The 16,396-nt window shown below is 37.9% G+C and carries 13 protein-coding genes; 7 read left to right on the top strand and 6 right to left on the bottom strand.

Features of this window, described 5'->3' with window-relative positions:
* The first annotated feature begins 615 nt into the window (after window positions 1-615).
* Window positions 616-3,810: a SusC/RagA family TonB-linked outer membrane protein gene (locus ABD676_RS15200; protein ID WP_344675591.1), complete on the top strand. Its 3,195-nt coding sequence runs from the start codon at window positions 616-618 to the stop codon at window positions 3,808-3,810.
* 4 nt (window positions 3,811-3,814) lie between these two features.
* Window positions 3,815-5,380, top strand: a complete 1,566-nt coding sequence (locus ABD676_RS15195; protein WP_344675590.1) for a SusD/RagB family nutrient-binding outer membrane lipoprotein — start codon at window positions 3,815-3,817, stop codon at window positions 5,378-5,380.
* Window positions 5,381-5,541: 161 nt separating this feature from the next.
* On the opposite strand, the gene ABD676_RS15190 is transcribed toward ABD676_RS15195, so the two are convergent.
* Complete coding sequence (locus ABD676_RS15190) at window positions 5,542-6,600, bottom strand: Mrp/NBP35 family ATP-binding protein (RefSeq protein WP_344675589.1); 1,059 nt, start codon at window positions 6,598-6,600, stop codon at window positions 5,542-5,544.
* A gap of 111 nt (window positions 6,601-6,711) precedes the next feature.
* On the opposite strand from ABD676_RS15190, the gene ABD676_RS15185 reads away from it, so the two are divergent.
* Window positions 6,712-8,793: a transglycosylase domain-containing protein gene (locus ABD676_RS15185; protein ID WP_344675588.1), complete on the top strand. Its 2,082-nt coding sequence runs from the start codon at window positions 6,712-6,714 to the stop codon at window positions 8,791-8,793.
* 1 nt (window position 8,794) lies between these two features.
* Complete coding sequence (locus tag ABD676_RS15180; protein WP_344675587.1) at window positions 8,795-9,361, top strand: phosphoribosyltransferase; 567 nt, start codon at window positions 8,795-8,797, stop codon at window positions 9,359-9,361.
* Here the strand turns inward: ABD676_RS15180 and ABD676_RS15175 are convergent.
* Entirely contained in the window at window positions 9,339-9,905 is a 567-nt protein-coding gene (locus ABD676_RS15175; RefSeq protein WP_344675586.1) for a DNA-3-methyladenine glycosylase I, read from the bottom strand. The two genes, ABD676_RS15180 and ABD676_RS15175, sit on opposite strands and share 23 nt — an antisense overlap.
* Window positions 9,906-9,951: 46 nt before the next feature.
* Between ABD676_RS15175 and ABD676_RS15170 the strand changes: the two genes are divergently transcribed.
* From ABD676_RS15170 to ABD676_RS15160, 3 genes are all read left to right on the top strand, one after another.
* Window positions 9,952-10,926, top strand: a complete 975-nt coding sequence (locus ABD676_RS15170) for a DUF4271 domain-containing protein (protein ID WP_344675585.1) — start codon at window positions 9,952-9,954, stop codon at window positions 10,924-10,926.
* 10 nt (window positions 10,927-10,936) lie between these two features.
* A complete protein-coding gene (locus ABD676_RS15165; RefSeq protein WP_344675584.1) occupies window positions 10,937-11,704 on the top strand; it encodes a uroporphyrinogen-III synthase in 768 nt (255 codons plus the stop codon).
* Window positions 11,705-11,927: 223 nt separating this feature from the next.
* Entirely contained in the window at window positions 11,928-12,797 is an 870-nt protein-coding gene (locus ABD676_RS15160) for a cupin-like domain-containing protein (protein WP_344675583.1), read from the top strand.
* 171 nt (window positions 12,798-12,968) lie between these two features.
* Here the strand turns inward: ABD676_RS15160 and ABD676_RS15155 are convergent, their stop codons facing one another.
* The 4 genes from ABD676_RS15155 to ABD676_RS15140 are packed head-to-tail and all read right to left on the bottom strand — an operon-like array spanning window position 12,969 to window position 16,394.
* Window positions 12,969-13,895: a molybdate ABC transporter substrate-binding protein gene (locus tag ABD676_RS15155; RefSeq protein WP_344675582.1), complete on the bottom strand. Its 927-nt coding sequence runs from the start codon at window positions 13,893-13,895 to the stop codon at window positions 12,969-12,971.
* Window positions 13,896-13,905: 10 nt separating this feature from the next.
* On the bottom strand, window positions 13,906-14,379 hold the full coding sequence (locus ABD676_RS15150; protein WP_344675581.1) for a DsrE family protein: 474 nt from the start codon (window positions 14,377-14,379) through the stop codon (window positions 13,906-13,908).
* A 3-nt stretch (window positions 14,380-14,382) separates the two neighbouring features.
* Complete coding sequence (locus ABD676_RS15145; RefSeq protein ID WP_344675580.1) at window positions 14,383-15,423, bottom strand: c-type cytochrome; 1,041 nt, start codon at window positions 15,421-15,423, stop codon at window positions 14,383-14,385.
* A 53-nt stretch (window positions 15,424-15,476) separates the two neighbouring features.
* Window positions 15,477-16,394 carry a LysR substrate-binding domain-containing protein gene (locus ABD676_RS15140; protein ID WP_344675579.1) on the bottom strand — a complete coding sequence of 306 codons (918 nt, stop codon included), beginning with the start codon at window positions 16,392-16,394 and terminating at the stop codon, window positions 15,477-15,479.
* Between the last annotated feature and the right edge of the window lie 2 nt (window positions 16,395-16,396).

Below are 16,396 nucleotides of genomic sequence, written 5' to 3'. Positions count from 1 at the left end.
AAAATCTGATTTTTCATCAATATGTCAATATTGAATACTTTTTGAGTAGGAAATGGTAGTAAACTCTATTTAATCAAAAATTGTTACAAAGAATCTCCAATCTTTTTAATCTATTAGGTATTAGCTACTTCATAACTTGTGATTATTTCCAAATTATATTTTGTAAGAGTGTGTAATGTTACTTAAATATTAAAGTCATATTAATTTTTCATTAGCTATTTATATTATTTTGTGGCTATTAACATATTTTGTTCTGTTTTGCTTTAATGGTCCTGATCACAAATTACAACCTTAAATTACCTAAAATCATCTATTAATTTAATATTATCTTAAGTGTCTGATATGTAGAAACATATATTAATATATAACAGTGTGTATTTATTAAAATAAGACAAAAATCATTTATTTATCTCCATAAATATTAACTATTTTAATCTTTTTTATTTTTTGTTGTAAATATGGTTTTTATGACAACTTTTTAGCCAATGTTTTTCCATATTTTGAATTTACAAAGCAATCTATTGTTGAATATTTAAACAATCTTATATATTTGTCTCTTGTTTAACAAAATTTAACAGTCCCTGTTTTAAAAATTTTAATTATTAAAAAACATTTATGAAACACAAATTACTCAGCTTAATTTTTGTGTTGACATGCTTCGTTGGAGTATCGTTTGCACAAAATCGCCAAGTGAGTGGTAAGGTAACATCGGCAACCGATGGTTCACCACTTGGGGGAGTATCAGTAATGTTAGTGGGTACAAGCACCGCTACACAGACTGATGCAGCAGGAAATTACAGCATTGCAGTAGGCAACAATGCTACCCTTAGTTTTTCCTTCGTAGGTTATACATCTCAACGTGTAGCTGTAGGCACTCAAACAACGCTTAATGTAGCCTTAGTAAATGACGAAACATCAATTGATGAAATCGTTGTTACGGCAATGGGTGTTAATAGAGAGAAGAGAGCCTTAAGTTATGCTACTCAAGAAGTAAAATCTGACAAATTAACTCAAGCAGCCAATCCAAGTTTAGCAACTGCTATTCAAGGTAAGGTTTCTGGTGTTGAGGTAACTCCATCATCAGGTATGCCAGGTGCTTCAGCGAAAATCACTATCCGTGGTTCTCGTTCATTTACTGGGGATAACTCTCCTTTATATGTAGTTGATGGTATGCCAATTACATCTACTTCAGATGTGTCTACTGGTAACTCGGTAACTGGTGCTGACTATGCATCTCGTGGGTTAGATATCGACCCTAATGATATCGAAAGTATCAACGTATTAAAAGGTCAAGCAGCATCGGCATTATACGGTATGCGTGCTTCTAATGGTGTTATCATCATTACTACCAAAAAAGGTAAAGCAGGTAGCAAAGCACAAATCACGTACAACTCCAATGTTTCTTTCGATAAAGTAGCTGTACTTCCAGATTTCCAAACAACATTTGCTCAAGGTACTGCAGGTAAATTTGGCCCTAATGCATCTACATCTTGGGGTCCAAGAATTGACCAACTTTCTATGGATGCAGTATATGGTGGTGATGTAAAGAATGAATTAAGTAATGCAGCTTTAGCAAATGGAATTAATACTGCTGGAAAATATTATGTGCCTCAGCGTGCAGCTGCAGGATTAGATCCATGGGTAACTCCACAAGCTTACAATAATGCGAAAGACTTTTTCAATACTGGAAGAACTTGGAATAACTCCGTGAATGTAATGCAAGGCTTTGAAAAAGGTTCTTACTCATTCTCTTTAGGTGCAACTAATGCTGAAGGTATTGTTCCTTCTACTGGTTTAGACCGTTATACGGCTAAATTGGCTGGTGAATTGCAAATTTCTGATAAATTCACTACTGGATTTACGGGAAATTACATTAACTCTAAAATTTCAAAACAGTCTGGTGCGAATAATGGTATTGTAGCAACCCTTTACGGTGCTCCTGCTTCTTATGATTTAAAAGGTATTCCTTCACATATTTTAAATGACCCTTATACGCAGAACACCTACCGTAACACAAGTGGTTTCGATGGTGTGTATTGGGCAGTTGAAAATAACGTGTTCACAGAAGATAACCAACGTTTCTTTGGAAATGGTTTCGTTCAATACGCTACTAACCTAACAGAAAATCAGAAATTGACATTGAAATACCAATTAGGAGTTGACTCTTATACGACTAACTTCACAGACCTTTGGGGTTTCGGACATGCAAATGGTAGAGGATCAGTTGAAAACTACCACTACTCTGTAACTGAATTAAACTCATTAGGTACTGCCATGTACAATTGGGAAATCAATGATGATTTAGTATTTGATGCTTTATTAGGTAATGAAATTGTTAATCGTAATCGCAGACAAGATTATGCACAAGGATTGAACTTCAACTTCTCTGGTTGGAACCACATGAACAATGCATCGACATTTGCAGCATCACAATCTTTAAGAGCTAACCGTACTTTCGGTACATTCTTAAATTTGTCATTAGCTTATAAAAACATGTTGTTCTTAAACGCATCAGGAAGAAATGATATCGTTTCTTCTATGCCTAGAAACAACCGTTCATTCTTCTATCCTTCTGTTTCAGCAGGTTTTGTATTTACCGAACTTGAGCCTCTTCAGAATGGTATCTTGACTTATGGTAAATTGAGAGCTTCTTACGCTGAGGTTGGACAAGCAGGAGACTATTATTCTCCGTACTTTGTAACTCCTACTTATGGTGGTGGTTTCTCAAGCGGTACACCGATTATTTACCCTATTCCTGATGGAAACAATACAGTTGTAGCTTATACGCCAAGTACTATCGTTTATGATCCAAACTTAGTACCTCAAAATACGAAGGCACTTGAGATTGGTACAGACTTAACGTTCTATAATGGATTGATTAATTTAAGCTATACCTTCTCTCGTCAAGATGTAAAAGATCAGATCTTCGAAGTTCCATTGGCTGGGTCTACTGGATCATCTAGCTATGTTACAAACGGTGGTCGTATTCATACAAACGCACATGAAGCAACATTAAACATTGCTCCATACCGTGGTGAAGACTTTAAATGGGATTTCGGTTTCAACTTTACAAAAATCGACAACTATGTTGATGAGTTGGCAGAAGGTGTGTCAAGTATCTTCTTAGGAGGTTTCGTTGAGCCACAAGTACGTGCTGGAATCGGTTCTAAATTCCCAGTTATTTATGGTGTTTCTTATTTAAGAAATGAAGCAGGGCAAATTGTTGTCGATGAAAATGGTCTACCACAAGCAGGTGAAGAAAAAGTAATTGGTTCTGTTGCGCCTAACTTTATTTTAGGTTTCAATACAGCTATTGAATACAAAAAGTTCAGATTATCTGCAGTTATTGACTGGAAAAATGGTGGTCAAATGTACCACGGTACAGGAGGTATCTTAGATTTCTATGGTGTAACGCAGAAATCTGCTGATTTCCGCTCTGGATCTCCTTTCTTATTTGAAGAAGATGCAGTGAAATTAGTTGGTACAGATGAATATGCTAAAAATGATATCTTGATTCAACCAGAAGATGCTTTCACATATTTCAATGCAAAAAATGGAATATCTGAATCTTCGATTTTCGGTACTTCATTCGTGAAATTAAGAGAAGTAGCAATTGGTTACCCAGTTTACACAACTAGCAAGTTTAAAGTAGATGTGAATGCATTTGCTCGTAACTTAATCTTATGGTCAGAATTGAAAGGTTATGATCCTGAGGTTTCTCAAGGAAACACAAATATGTCTGGTGCATTTGAGCGTTTTTCATTACCAGGAACATCTAGTTATGGTTTAGGTGTAAACTTAAAATTCTAAGAAAATGAAATTTAAATTAAATATAATAAAACTTGTTGCTATAGGCTGTTTAGTAGCTCCAGTTGCATTTACTTCGTGTTCGGAAGATGTAATGGATAGCATCAACGAAAATACAGGTAATCCTAATGATGTCTATGCTAAATTTATCTTAGCAGATGTTATTACTTCTACTGCTTTCAGTAACTCAAGTGGTGATATCAATACTTATTTAAGTGCTTATGTGGAGCATGAAGTTGGAACACACAACCAACTATGGAATGCTGAGCACCGTGTAAATGAGCCGAGTGCATCATCAACTTTTAACAACTCTTGGAATAGTATTTATGCTACATTGAGAAATGCACATTTAGTAATTTCTAAATGTTCTCCAGAAGGACAAGAGGCAGATAATTTCTCTACTTTGGGAGCTGCACAAGTTCTTACAGCCTATAACTTAGCGCTGCTAACAGATATGTATGGTGATGTTCCTTATTCTGAAGCTTTAGATTTAAACAAAACCTTTACGCCTAAGATTGATAAACAAGAAGAAATCTATGCAGAGGTTATTCGTCTATTAGATGAGTCTTTGGTTAATCTTCCTAAAGGAGATAAAACCTCATTCAAATCACATGATTTGTTGTTCAAAGGTGATATTTCAAGATGGGTTAAATTTGCACATGGATTAAAAGCTCGTTATACCATGCGTCTTTTAAAAGTGTCTAAAGATAAAACTGCTGATCTGAATAAAGTTTTAACTGAAATTGAGAAATCCTTTACAAGTGCAGCTGAAGAAGGCGCGTTCAATGTATATAATGCACAGAACTTGAATCCTTTCTTCGACTTCCAATGGTCCAGAGATGGTTTGGCAGCAAGTAGAAGTATTGCTGATAAGATGATCGATAGAAAAGACCCTCGTTTACACCGTAACTTTGTTAATAGCGATTGGGTTCAACGTGATAGTTTGGATATCAATAAAAAGCAATATGATTTATTAGCTCCAAACGGAGACAATGAGCAAGTTCAAGGTGTTTACAATACGTCTATTTTTGTGTATTCACAAACAGCTTCAACGCAATTATTAAGCTACCATGAATTGTTGTTTTTAAAAGCAGAAGCTATGCAACGTTTAGGTCAAGCTGCTACTTCAGTAGAAGCTGTACTTAAAGCGGCTGTTACTGCTGCCTTCAAAAACTCTGAAAAATCTATTGCAGCTGCTTTATCAGCTCCAGCATTAGAACAATATGGAAGTCTTGAGAGTACATCTGATCCAGTAACTGATGCCCAGATTGAAGCTTATTTCAACAGCAATGTTAAACCGCTTTTCTTAGCTAATGGATTGAAAGAAATTGCTAATCAAAAATACTTAGCTTTCTTCGGTGCATCTGGGGAATCAACTGAAATGTACAACGATATCCGTCGTTGGAAAGCATTAGGTGAAGACCTTGTTGTTTTGAAAAACGCGAACAAGTTTCCTTTAAGATTACCTTATGGTAACTCTGAAACTACTACTAACCCGAATGTTCAACAAGCTTATGGCGATGGACAATACGTTTATTCTGAAAACGTATGGTGGGCAGGTGGTACTAGATAATTAATATTTTAGTATTCTTAAATAAAGGCCGTATCAAACGATACGGCCTTTTTTAATACCCAAATATTTCCAATATCTCCATCCACCGCTAAAAGAAAAAGGCTGAATCCTTCAAAAGATCCAACCTTTTCCATGTATTGGAATTAAAAAAATGTAAATGACTATTTATTAGCCAAGATGCTTAATTCTTGAGCAACTCGACCTGCTAATTGGCCAAATGACGCTGAAACAGGATCATCCTGATCCAGTGCAATTGGGAAGCCATTATCCCCAGCATCTGAAACCGATTTAACCAATGGAATCTCACCCAGGAAAGGTACTTGATTGTCCGAAGCCAAACGCTTGCCGCCATCCTTGCCGAAAATGTAATATTTATTATCAGGCAATTCTGCAGGGCTAAAGTAAGCCATGTTTTCAACCACACCAATAATCGGTACGAGTACACCTTCCATTTGATACATCGCCATACCTTTGATGGCATCAGCCAAGGCTACCTGTTGAGGTGTAGTAACAATGACTGCACCTGATATTGGATAGTTTTGTGCCACTGTGATATGGATATCTCCAGTACCTGGAGGCATATCCACCACCAAATAATCTAAATCACCCCAATCCGTATCGTTAAAGAGTTGTTTAATAGCCGAGGTGGCCATTGGACCTCTCCAAGGGATTGGTTGGTTCGGGTCAGTAAAGAAGCCGATAGAGAGCAGCTTTAGACCAAAACGCTCAATAGGAACAATCTTGTTTTTTCCATCAGGAGTTTGGGTAGATTCCGGACGGGCATTCTCTACTCCAAACATGATTGGAACAGATGGGCCATAGATGTCCGCATCCAATAAACCAGTTTTAGCACCTGTATTAGCTAAAGCCAATGCCAAGTTAGCAGCTACTGTAGATTTCCCTACGCCGCCCTTACCGGAAGAAACTAATATAATGTTCTTGATGTTTTTCAATTGGGCCGTTTCTACAGCACGTACGCGCGCTGTCATGTTGATTTCAACTTCAACCTCCTTGGAGATGAACAAGGCTATAGCATTGCGACATGCATGCTCGATATGACCCTTTAACGGACAAGCTGGTGTTGTTAAAACGACGTCAAATTTGATTTTATTAGGTAATATTTCGATGTTCTCAATCATGTTGAGGGTCACCAAATCTTTCTTTAAATCAGGTTCTTCTACATGACTAAGCGCATCCAGGATCTGTTGTTTTGTGATCATGACTACGTATAATGAATTGCAAAGCTAAGGAAACCTACTCAATATCATGTCATCCAGATGTTTTTAATGATTTTTGCCTATTTTTATCAAAATTCTACCATAGAGTTATATATGTCAGCAACTAACAAGATCCAACACCCACACTTGGCTTTCCTAAGGAAAAGATGGTTTATCATCAGTGCCGTTGTACTGGTAGCCCTTCTTTTGACAGGCTTAATTTGGGGGCTTTCCGTTCGGGGAGCGATGTTGGACAAAGCCGTGTCGAAAGTAAAGAAAAAACTAAAAGATGATTATCAACTCACTTTTGATGTTGCTAGTTATAAGTTTTCCGGATTGACTTCTGTCGATTTTACTCGAATTAAAGTCAAGCCAGATAGCGCTGAAGAATTAGCATCCATTAATCATTTTGAGGTATCCGTAAAGGTTTGGCCACTATTATTCGGTGATGTTCGCATTGCCAATATGGATATTGAGCATGCAGAAATCAGTTTAGTTAAGAAAGATAGTACATCAAACTACGATTTCCTTTTCAGGAAAAAAGATAAGGCAGACAGTAGCAGCAATAAAGATGATGCACGAACCTTAGCTGAGCGTGTTGATAACCTTTTTAAACAAGTCTTTGATAAGATTCCCAGCAATATGAGTATGAAAGACGTGGGTCTTTCCTATACCGATAGCAGTGGAACTCAGAAGGTCTTAATACCTGTTGGAAATATTGATGATGGGGATTATGACATGGATATTTTCTTGAACGATCAAGAAGCCAAATGGAACCTTAAGGGTAATGTGAATCCAAATAGACAGACTCTTAGTGTTACAGTTTCTTCAGAAAATAAAGATGCGGAAGTTCCTTTTATTGGACGCAAATATGGTATGCATGTTTCTTTTGATGCCTTAACCTTCCACTTGGATAAAGTATCACGTAAAGGCAAGGATTTCTTACAAGTAGAAGGGGGATGGGAAGCGAAGAATCTTCAGGTATTCCACCGTCGCTTATCTTTAGAGCCGGTATTGTTGCCAGAAGGAATGGCAACAGGAGGTATTTTGGTGTCGGAAAATACGGTGGAATTAATTCCAGGTACCCAAGTGAAGGTGAAAGACTTTGTCTTTGAACCGCATGCTAAATTTAGCCGTAAGCCTAAAAAAGTGTTGAATCTAGCTGTTCATACTGGAAAATCTGAAGCACAAAAGTTCTTTGATGCTATTCCAGTAGGTCTCTTTGAAACCCTAGATGGAATTCAAGTGGATGGTCAAATCCAATACGATATGGATTTTGAAGTGGATATAGATGATCCCGACAACTTAAAGTTCAGTTCCAAAATCGATGATGCTGACTTAAAAGTGACTAAATGGGGAAAAGCTAATGTCGCGGCATTAAATGCACCATTTGTCTACGAGGCATATGAGGATAGTGTCAAGATGCGTGATATCGCTTTAGATCCGAGCAATCCGAATTTCGCTACATTAAATCAAATTGCACCCATTCTAAAGAAAACAGTCCTCAATACCGAAGATCCATTCTTTTACAAGCATAATGGCTTTGAATTGGAAGCTTTTCAATTATCCTTGGTGACCAATATCAAAGAGAAGAAATTTAAGCGCGGTGCGAGTACCATTTCCATGCAGCTCGTCAAGAATCTTTACCTCAATCGCAACAAGACCATGATGCGTAAATTTGAGGAGATCTTACTTGTTTGGTTGATGGAACAGTCAAAACAAGTTAGCAAAGATCGACTTTTTGAGATCTATCTGAATGTCATTGAATGGGGTAAAAACGTATATGGAATTACGGAGGCGAGCAAATACTATTTTGCCAAAAGTCCTTCCCAATTAACCATAGGGGAGAGTCTTTATCTATCCAGTATTATCCCAAGACCAAAAACAGGATTGTCTTCCTTTGATTATACCGGTCATCTAAAACCTTGGTTAATGAAGCATTTCAATACCTATGGTTACATCATGACGAAGATGAACCAATTGCATGATGAGCAAGTTCCTGCAAACTACGGGTTCTATCAAGTAGAATTAGTGCCAAGTCTTCGACCTCCACGTCCAGCCGGACTGGTTGATACCACCTTGAACCATGATGATATCAAGGATATGGCGGACGAGTACGATAGGGAGGAAGAAATCCGAAGAACCCTAATGGAACGTCTATTTGGTAAAGAACCTGAAAAGAAAGAGAATCAGTAATATGAAGAATATCCGAATTGATGATTTGCATTTTGAACTGATGCTAGACTACGAGCAAATCCAAAAAAGGATTCGCCTTATTGGAATTGACATCAATCTACGATATGAAGATAAGCACCCTGTTTTTATTGGTGTTCTGAATGGTTGCTTCATGTTTATGGCCGATCTGATGAAACAGATTCATATCCCTTGTGAAATGTCTTTTGTTAAGTTGGCTTCCTATGCAGGTACTAGCCAGGATAAAGTTCATGAACTGATAGGTGTAGGGATGCCCTTAGAGGGACGCCATGTGGTTATTGTAGAAGATATTGTGGACACCGGAAATTCCTTGGTGCATACCATTGAAGCATTGGAGCAATTAGGCGTAGCCAGCATTTCTGTTGCCACTTTGCTACTTAAACCCGAATGCTTGCTCTATAGTTTTGATAATATCATGTACGTAGGTTTTGAAATAGAGAAAGAATTCGTAGTAGGCTACGGATTGGACTACAATGGCCAATGCCGTAACCTCCAAGATATTTATCGCAATATTGATCCACCCGATACTATCGGAATGAGCAGTCTTTAACATGGTCATTGACCATACCTACAGCCTGCATATAAGCATAACAAGTCGTAGAGCCGAAGAATTTGAATCCGCGTTTCTTGAGATCTTTAGATATGGCATCTGAAACATCCGTCTTTGTAGGAGCCTCCTTGTAATTCACAATCTCATTGCTGATGATGGAGCCTTCCGGTAAGAAGCCATATAAGTAATTATAAAAACTGCCAAATTCCTTTTGGATATCCATGAAAAGTTTAGCGTTACTGATACTGCTTTCAATCTTTCCACGATTCCGTATGACACCTGGATCTTGTAAGATGCGTTCTACATCTTCAGCGGTGAACTTCGCAATTTTTTTGTAATCAAAATTGGCAAAAGCCTTTCTATAGCCTTCTCTTTTTCGGAGAATTGTAATCCAGCTTAAACCTGCCTGAGCAGATTCTAAGATTAAAAATTCAAAGAGTGTAGCATCATCTTTTACCTGTTTTCCCCATTCCTCGTCGTGGTATTTTTGGTATAATTCATCCGTTCCGCACCAAGCGCATCTAATAATTTTATCCTTCGTCATTTTTTCGATTTCTAAAGCAATTATTTTGTTCTAACTTTACCGATTCATGAAATATACGATTGCGCTAAGTGTTTTATTGTCTTTCATTTGTTGGTTCAGCCAAGCTTTGGCGCAGACCAATGTTCCTGCCGTTCCAATTGATAGTGCGCAAGTCGTTGATAGTACTGCTATTCGTGATTCATTAGCACAAGTAGCCCTATTCAATTCCCTAGATTCAGATCTTAAATATAGTGAAATCATTCTTTCCCCAAATAAAAATACCAATCCAGCGAAAGGAATAATCGATAAGGTATGGAAAGCTGGTAAGCATAACTTGTTGTTTGGACTTGAACAGAATCTTGATCTGAATAAAGAAATAACGGTTTACCAAGGCGGAATAAAACATCATCGACCGATATGGGTGGTATTTGTAGTCGCCTTCCTGTTTCTTGTCCTCGGGATTTTAAGAATCATCTTCCCAGTTGAACTTAAGATTATTGTAGATGCCTACTATAAGGAGCGATTGTTACAGCAAGTTAGTAAAGAAGATAATTTAGCGACTTCTTGGCCATATATTTTTCTTTATATAGTTTTTAGTTTTTCTTTGGGGCTTTTTGTCTGTGTATTGGTTTCCAGCTTTACCGATCGAAACTATTTAACCTTTGAAAACTTCCTGAAGAATTCTGGTTTTGTAGCCTTGCTGTTTATAGCGAAAATATTACTTATACGCTTTGTATCCTTTATATTCCTGTTAGAAAAGATTGTCCGTGAATACATTGCTGTGCTCTATTTAGTGTATTTCAATAGCATGTTTTTCCTGATGCCATTCCTTTTAGCAGTAATTTTTGTTCCTGTAGCTTATTTCCCAGCAATCGCTGTTACCTACATGGTATTGGTGTTTTTGTTGTTCGGTTATCGGTTTATTAGGACTGCATTTCACCTGTTTGGGAATTTCCAGTTTTCTATTTTTTATTTAATTCTTTATCTTTGCAGTCTGGAACTAGCACCTATTTTAATATTAGTCAGGGCGCTAAGTAATTAAGACAGTATTTATGCAGATTGATGTAGAAAGAGCAAAAAAAGTAAAGAGCATACTTGTTACTTTACCAAAACCGGAAAACGATAAATCTCCCTACTTCACGCTAGCCGAGAAATATAACCTAAAACTCGACTTCAGAGGTTTCATTCATGTCGAAGGCGTTTCCGCAAAGGATGTAAGAAAAGAACGTATTAACTTTGCAGACCATTCGGCCGTGATCTTCACGAGCAAGAATGCTGTGGATCATTTCTTCCGTGTATGTGAAGAGATGCGCTACGAAGTCTCTGCAGAAATGAAATATTTTTGTATCTCAGAGACCATTGCGCTCTACTTGCAGAAATACATCCAATACCGTAAGCGAAAAATCTTCTTTGGTAAACAAACCGCAAAGGATTTGGAAGATGTGTTGAAAAAACATAATAAGGAGAAATTCTTATTCCCATGTTCGGATGTTGCCAATGAAGAAACACAAGCTTGGTTAAAGGAGAATGGTTATGACTTTACCCCAGCGGTGCTTTTCCGTACTGTAATTTCGGATATTAAGGATTTAAAAGATGTATTTTATGATATCATCGTGTTCTTTAGCCCGACCAGTGTACAGTCATTGTATGAAAACTTCCCTGATTTCGTTCAGAACAATACTCGTGTTGCCGCTTTTGGATCAAGTACGCAACAGGCTTTATTAGAGCATGATCTAATTTTAGATATCCCGGCTCCAACTCCTGTAGCACCTTCTATGACCATGGCAATTGAGCAATACATCAAAATGGTTAACAAATAAGATATCACAAAATATTGTAATACAATACAAAGCAGCGTTGGATGAATAACCAAGGCTGCTTTTTCATTTGCTGTCATAAAATTGACAGAAGTCATTTTTTAAGATTATATTTCTCGTTAATTTGCTGATATTTCGATATTAAATTAGCCCACAAAAGGCTTAGGTACATTTATTGTAGAAATATTTTTTATAAGTTTGCATTTATTCAAAAAACGGTAATCTAGTGAAATTAAAACCTGTAAATAGCATCTCTGGCATTGCTCCAAAGGACTTCATTAAGGACTACTTAAATAAAAGTCAACCTGTGATCATCAAGGATTTTATCAGTAAGGATAGCCCTTGTTGGTCTAAGTGGAGCTATGAGTATTTCAAGGAAATAGCAGGGAATGAGCAAGTCGACATCTATGGTCGTGAGGAGGAGTCACAGAACCATGCTGCGAGTCCACCAGTGGGACGAATGAGTTTTGGGGATTACTTAGATATGATCAGAAAGGAACCTACCGAATTACGCCTTTTCTTATTCAACCTGATGAAGATCAGACCGGAATTGAAGAAGGATGTCATCTTTAATGATGTGACTGGTGGAAAAGTCCTTCAATGGCTACCCTATATGTTTTTTGGTGGTGAAGGATCCGCTACGCGAAATCACTTTGATATTGATATGTCCCATGTGTTTATTTCCCAATTCCAAGGAAGTAAGCGCATTTGGTTATTCCCGAATAACCAATCCGACTTGATGTATAAGTTGCCTTATAACTTTCATAGCATTGCCAACTTAAAGAAAAGCTCTGTTAATGAATACCCAGGAATAGAATTTTTAGATGGCTATGAAGCTGTTATTCATCCAGGAGAAACTTTATACATGCCAGCAGGATGGTGGCACTACATTCAATACGAAACAGAAGGATATTCCATCTCTGTCCGCGCATTAGCAAATAGCATATCCGAAAAACTAAAAGGAGCCAGAAATCTATTCGTAACACGCCACTTCGACGATACGATGCGTAAAATCTTTAAGGATAAATGGTTCGATTATAAAATCACCACCGCTAAGAAAAGAGCCAATAAGGCCATGAGGAAATATAAAAAATAAGCTAGTATTTAGTAGTTAGTATTTAGTATAAAGACTCTTTTTTGAGCTTTGCCATTTCGGAATCTTATCCGTAAGGCCAAGTCAAAAAAGAGTCTTTTTATTATGAAATGGTAATTATTAAGCGTTTAAGTCGTGGGTCTAACTACTATATACTATATACTAAATACTCCCTTACGGTGTTTCAAACCCATACTTATGATAAACTGCTTTGGCTTCATCGCTTTTCATAAAGTCTACAAAATCCTTTGCTGCTTGTGCTCGTGGAGCATTTTTCATCTCCCCAATGATGTAGGTAGCTTTGATGTTAGTCTCTGCGGGGATGACGACCTCCTCCACAGGGTGTTGAAGTAATTTCTGGTAAACAACCTCTGAAGTCCAGACAGGTGCTGCGTCTGCTTGACGATATAAGATACGCATGGGGCTTTCACGATGGTGAATCTTGGTTAAGTAAGTACTACCATCATTAACCTTTGTTTCCATGATGGTTTTTTCCAATTCCTTGCCACCAATCTTATTGTAAACCGATACTATTTGTCTACCGATGCCTTCCCAAGCAGGATTAGGCATAGCTACTTTTACATCTTTCTTGGCTAAGTCGGCAATCTGTTTAATACCTTTTGGATTCCCCTTAGGAACCATAATCGATAATTTATTGTAGGCATAAATCTCTGTTCTGGAAAAGTGATTTGCCATTTCTTCCATTCTGCCTTTTCCTGCTGCATAGACATCCGGTTTATGATCGATACGCATGTTTCCAATCGTAATAGAACCCCCTTCAATCTGTTTGGCAAGAATGCCCGGAGGAAGGGTTTCCACAAATATGCGCAGATATTGCGGATGCTTTTTCTTGAATGCCGCTAAAAGATCATCCATACACATGAACTGGTTACCAGCAAAGAATACCACCAATTGTGGATCTACGATGTCGCCAAATAGATCCGGTACATTATCAATTCCCGGAACTGTAAAGTTGACAGCAGCCTCCGGTGGAGTGTTCCATGGTGGATCAAATTTATGATCCTGTGCATTTGCTTGATTCATTACTAAAACAACAAAGCCTATTAAAATTCGTTTGATATATCTTGATTTTCTGTTCATTTTGCTTGTATTATGGTTTAACGATTACCCAGCCTTCTGCTGCACGAATTACCAACTCACCATTTCCGCTAGGGACATAGCCTATGAAATCATACAATTGATCCTTTACCAAATTGCGCTCCTGTAGCGAATTATTGCATTGTGCAACGATTACACCCTGATCAATTAGTTTTTTTAAGTCCTTCTCATAAGGCGAGTCTTTCAGCATGACCTCTGTTCCCCCAGAGAAAGTGATTAATTCCAACTGTAATTTGCCTTTTAATCTAGGGTCATTCAGGACATTGTTGATGTTCCGAAAAGCTTTCTTTACAACATCCGGCTGATTGGAATCCAATTGATAAATGGCTTTGTATTGCTTTAAATGCGTAGTAGCTCCTACGAATTCTGCATTTTTCTGAAGATTGTTTTTTACAGGTTTAGTTTGTTGTGCATGCGCGCTTAGGCAGAGCATGAATATGCTCAACATTAAAATGATGTTTTTCATTTGTTAAAAATTAAAAGGACCGTATTTATGTTGTTCTTGTGGAATATTGTCTGCATACGGTGGGTAAGCAGAGTCTTTTGGTTTTTTGCTTAAGTCTGGATAGTCAAGTTCTTTATTGGCTTTGCTAGGTCTTTGAAAAGAGTTGATATAGGCCGCTACGTCAAAAGCTTCTTCATCGGTGAGGATCGGATTTTCCAATGAAGCTCCTAAAGGCATATTGCCTTTAATAAACTTGGCTGCGGTCAGCATTCTCGCCATACCTGCACCATCATTGAAAGAATCATCGCCCCATAATGGTGGGTAGACATACCCATCTTCAAGGTTCCCTGCCGTTTTTACTAATCCTTGTCCATCTGCCTGATGGCAGCTGATACATTGTGCTTTGAATACTTGCTCTCCATGTGCCAAGTCCGCTTTACGGTCCGGAACAGTTAATTTCACAAATCCCTGTCCTTCAATTCTTGGGCCTACAGGAACATCCTTACTCAGGTGTTTCATATAGCTCAGGATGGCTATCATTTCTTTGGAATCAAGCGGTAATTTCTTACCATTCATACTGCGTTCAAAGCAACCGTTGATTCGCTCTTCCAGACTGGCTACACGACCTTCTCGGCCAGAATAGATCGGGAAAAGGGCTGTTAAGCCAATGTAGGGGGCAGCATATGCCTTTGTCCCACCATCAAGGTGGCAACTGCCGCATGCCAAATGGTTGCCTGCATAAACTTCCCCAAGTTTATTTCCAGGTCCTAAGTATTTATATGTCTCCCGAATCAGTTTTTCCCCATAACTGATCATCTCTCCTTCAGCGCCATCTGGAATAGCAGCCATCTTAAATTGAGAAATGTCCATTAAGCCTTGAGTTTGTCCTGTGGAATCTTTCTGGCCATCTAGGTGACCAGCAAAGATATGCGTGTTAACTCCCAAAACCTGTGCTAATATCAATATCAAAATGATGACAAAAACAAAAGCGACTATTCGGGTTTGGAAAGCAATCTGCTTGACTTCTTTGTAGACGTTTTGGTTATTTTGGTTGATGTTTTCCATGTCGCAAACTTAGATTTCTTGCATAACATGCTAAAACGGTAATTAGTTATGCCCTATAACATGAAGTTATCGTAATTTATAATTTCTTGATTTATAAAGCGAATGAATTGTTTTGGTAAGCCAGATAATTCACCATGTAAGTGAACTAAATGCAAGTCCCGTTCAATTTCAAATCCTTCTACATCCACTTTTCGTAATAAGCCACTTGCAATTTCTTGCTCAACGGCATGCTTGGAAAGAATCCCTATGCTATTAGAATATTGAATATATTGTTTTATGGATTCAGAGCTTGACATTTGAACCCGATTGATTAATTCATTGGCATGTATCCCAAACTCCTTGAACCGTTGAAACACGATATCATTCGTGCCTGATCCATGCTCACGGAAAATAAATTCCTGTTTTCTTAGGGTATCTATGCATAGGGGAGAGGATTGAAATAAGGGATTGTCTTTTCGAGCCACCCAGATCAACTGATCATCCAGAATCTTCACATATTTTAAGGAAGGATCTTCAGCCATCCCTTCTACGAAACCTAAGGCTATTTTTTTCTCATAAAGCCAACGGTCCACCTGTGCAGTATTGCCAGTAAATAATTTTATCTGCACCATGGGGTGCTCCAATGAAAAGGCAGCGATCCATTTGGGCAATAAATATTGGGCAATGGTTGTACTGGCCCCTATGACCAGATTTCCCCGTACTTGGTTTTTTAACAAGCCTAGTTTATAATCCGCCAGTTCATATTCATGGATAATCACCTGTACCGAATCCATCAAAGTCCGGCCTGCATCTGTCAATACCAATCGACTCCCATTGCGTAAAAATAAGGCCTGTCCGATAATATTCTCCAACTCTTGTATATGTTTGGATACTGCCGGTTGGCTAATATTAAGCTCCCTAGAGGCTTTGGTAAAGCTTAAGTCGCGAGCCGCTTGATAAAAAACCTTAATTCTGAAATTTACTTCTAACATGA

Source organism: Sphingobacterium kyonggiense (genome assembly GCF_039536825.1).
GTDB classification, from domain to species: Bacteria; Bacteroidota; Bacteroidia; order Sphingobacteriales; family Sphingobacteriaceae; genus Sphingobacterium; species Sphingobacterium kyonggiense.
The sequence above is the reverse complement of the archived record's forward strand: the minus strand, read 5'-3'. Positions and strand labels throughout refer to the sequence as shown.

Bases quoted from the DNA above. Each gene is read 5' to 3' on its own strand.
- ABD676_RS15200 (WP_344675591.1), top strand. From the start codon at position 616: ATGAAACACAAATTACTCAGCTTAATTTTTGTGTTGACATGCTTCGTT.
- ABD676_RS15195 (WP_344675590.1), top strand. From the start codon at position 3,815: ATGAAATTTAAATTAAATATAATAAAACTTGTTGCTATAGGCTGTTTA.
- ABD676_RS15190 (WP_344675589.1), bottom strand. From the start codon at position 6,600: ATGATCACAAAACAACAGATCCTGGATGCGCTTAGTCATGTAGAAGAA.
- ABD676_RS15185 (WP_344675588.1), top strand. From the start codon at position 6,712: ATGTCAGCAACTAACAAGATCCAACACCCACACTTGGCTTTCCTAAGG.
- ABD676_RS15180 (WP_344675587.1), top strand. From the start codon at position 8,795: ATGAAGAATATCCGAATTGATGATTTGCATTTTGAACTGATGCTAGAC.
- ABD676_RS15175 (WP_344675586.1), bottom strand. From the start codon at position 9,905: ATGACGAAGGATAAAATTATTAGATGCGCTTGGTGCGGAACGGATGAA.
- ABD676_RS15170 (WP_344675585.1), top strand. From the start codon at position 9,952: ATGAAATATACGATTGCGCTAAGTGTTTTATTGTCTTTCATTTGTTGG.
- ABD676_RS15165 (WP_344675584.1), top strand. From the start codon at position 10,937: ATGCAGATTGATGTAGAAAGAGCAAAAAAAGTAAAGAGCATACTTGTT.
- ABD676_RS15155 (WP_344675582.1), bottom strand. From the start codon at position 13,895: ATGAACAGAAAATCAAGATATATCAAACGAATTTTAATAGGCTTTGTT.
- ABD676_RS15150 (WP_344675581.1), bottom strand. From the start codon at position 14,379: ATGAAAAACATCATTTTAATGTTGAGCATATTCATGCTCTGCCTAAGC.
- ABD676_RS15145 (WP_344675580.1), bottom strand. From the start codon at position 15,423: ATGGAAAACATCAACCAAAATAACCAAAACGTCTACAAAGAAGTCAAG.
- ABD676_RS15140 (WP_344675579.1), bottom strand. From the start codon at position 16,394: ATGTTAGAAGTAAATTTCAGAATTAAGGTTTTTTATCAAGCGGCTCGC.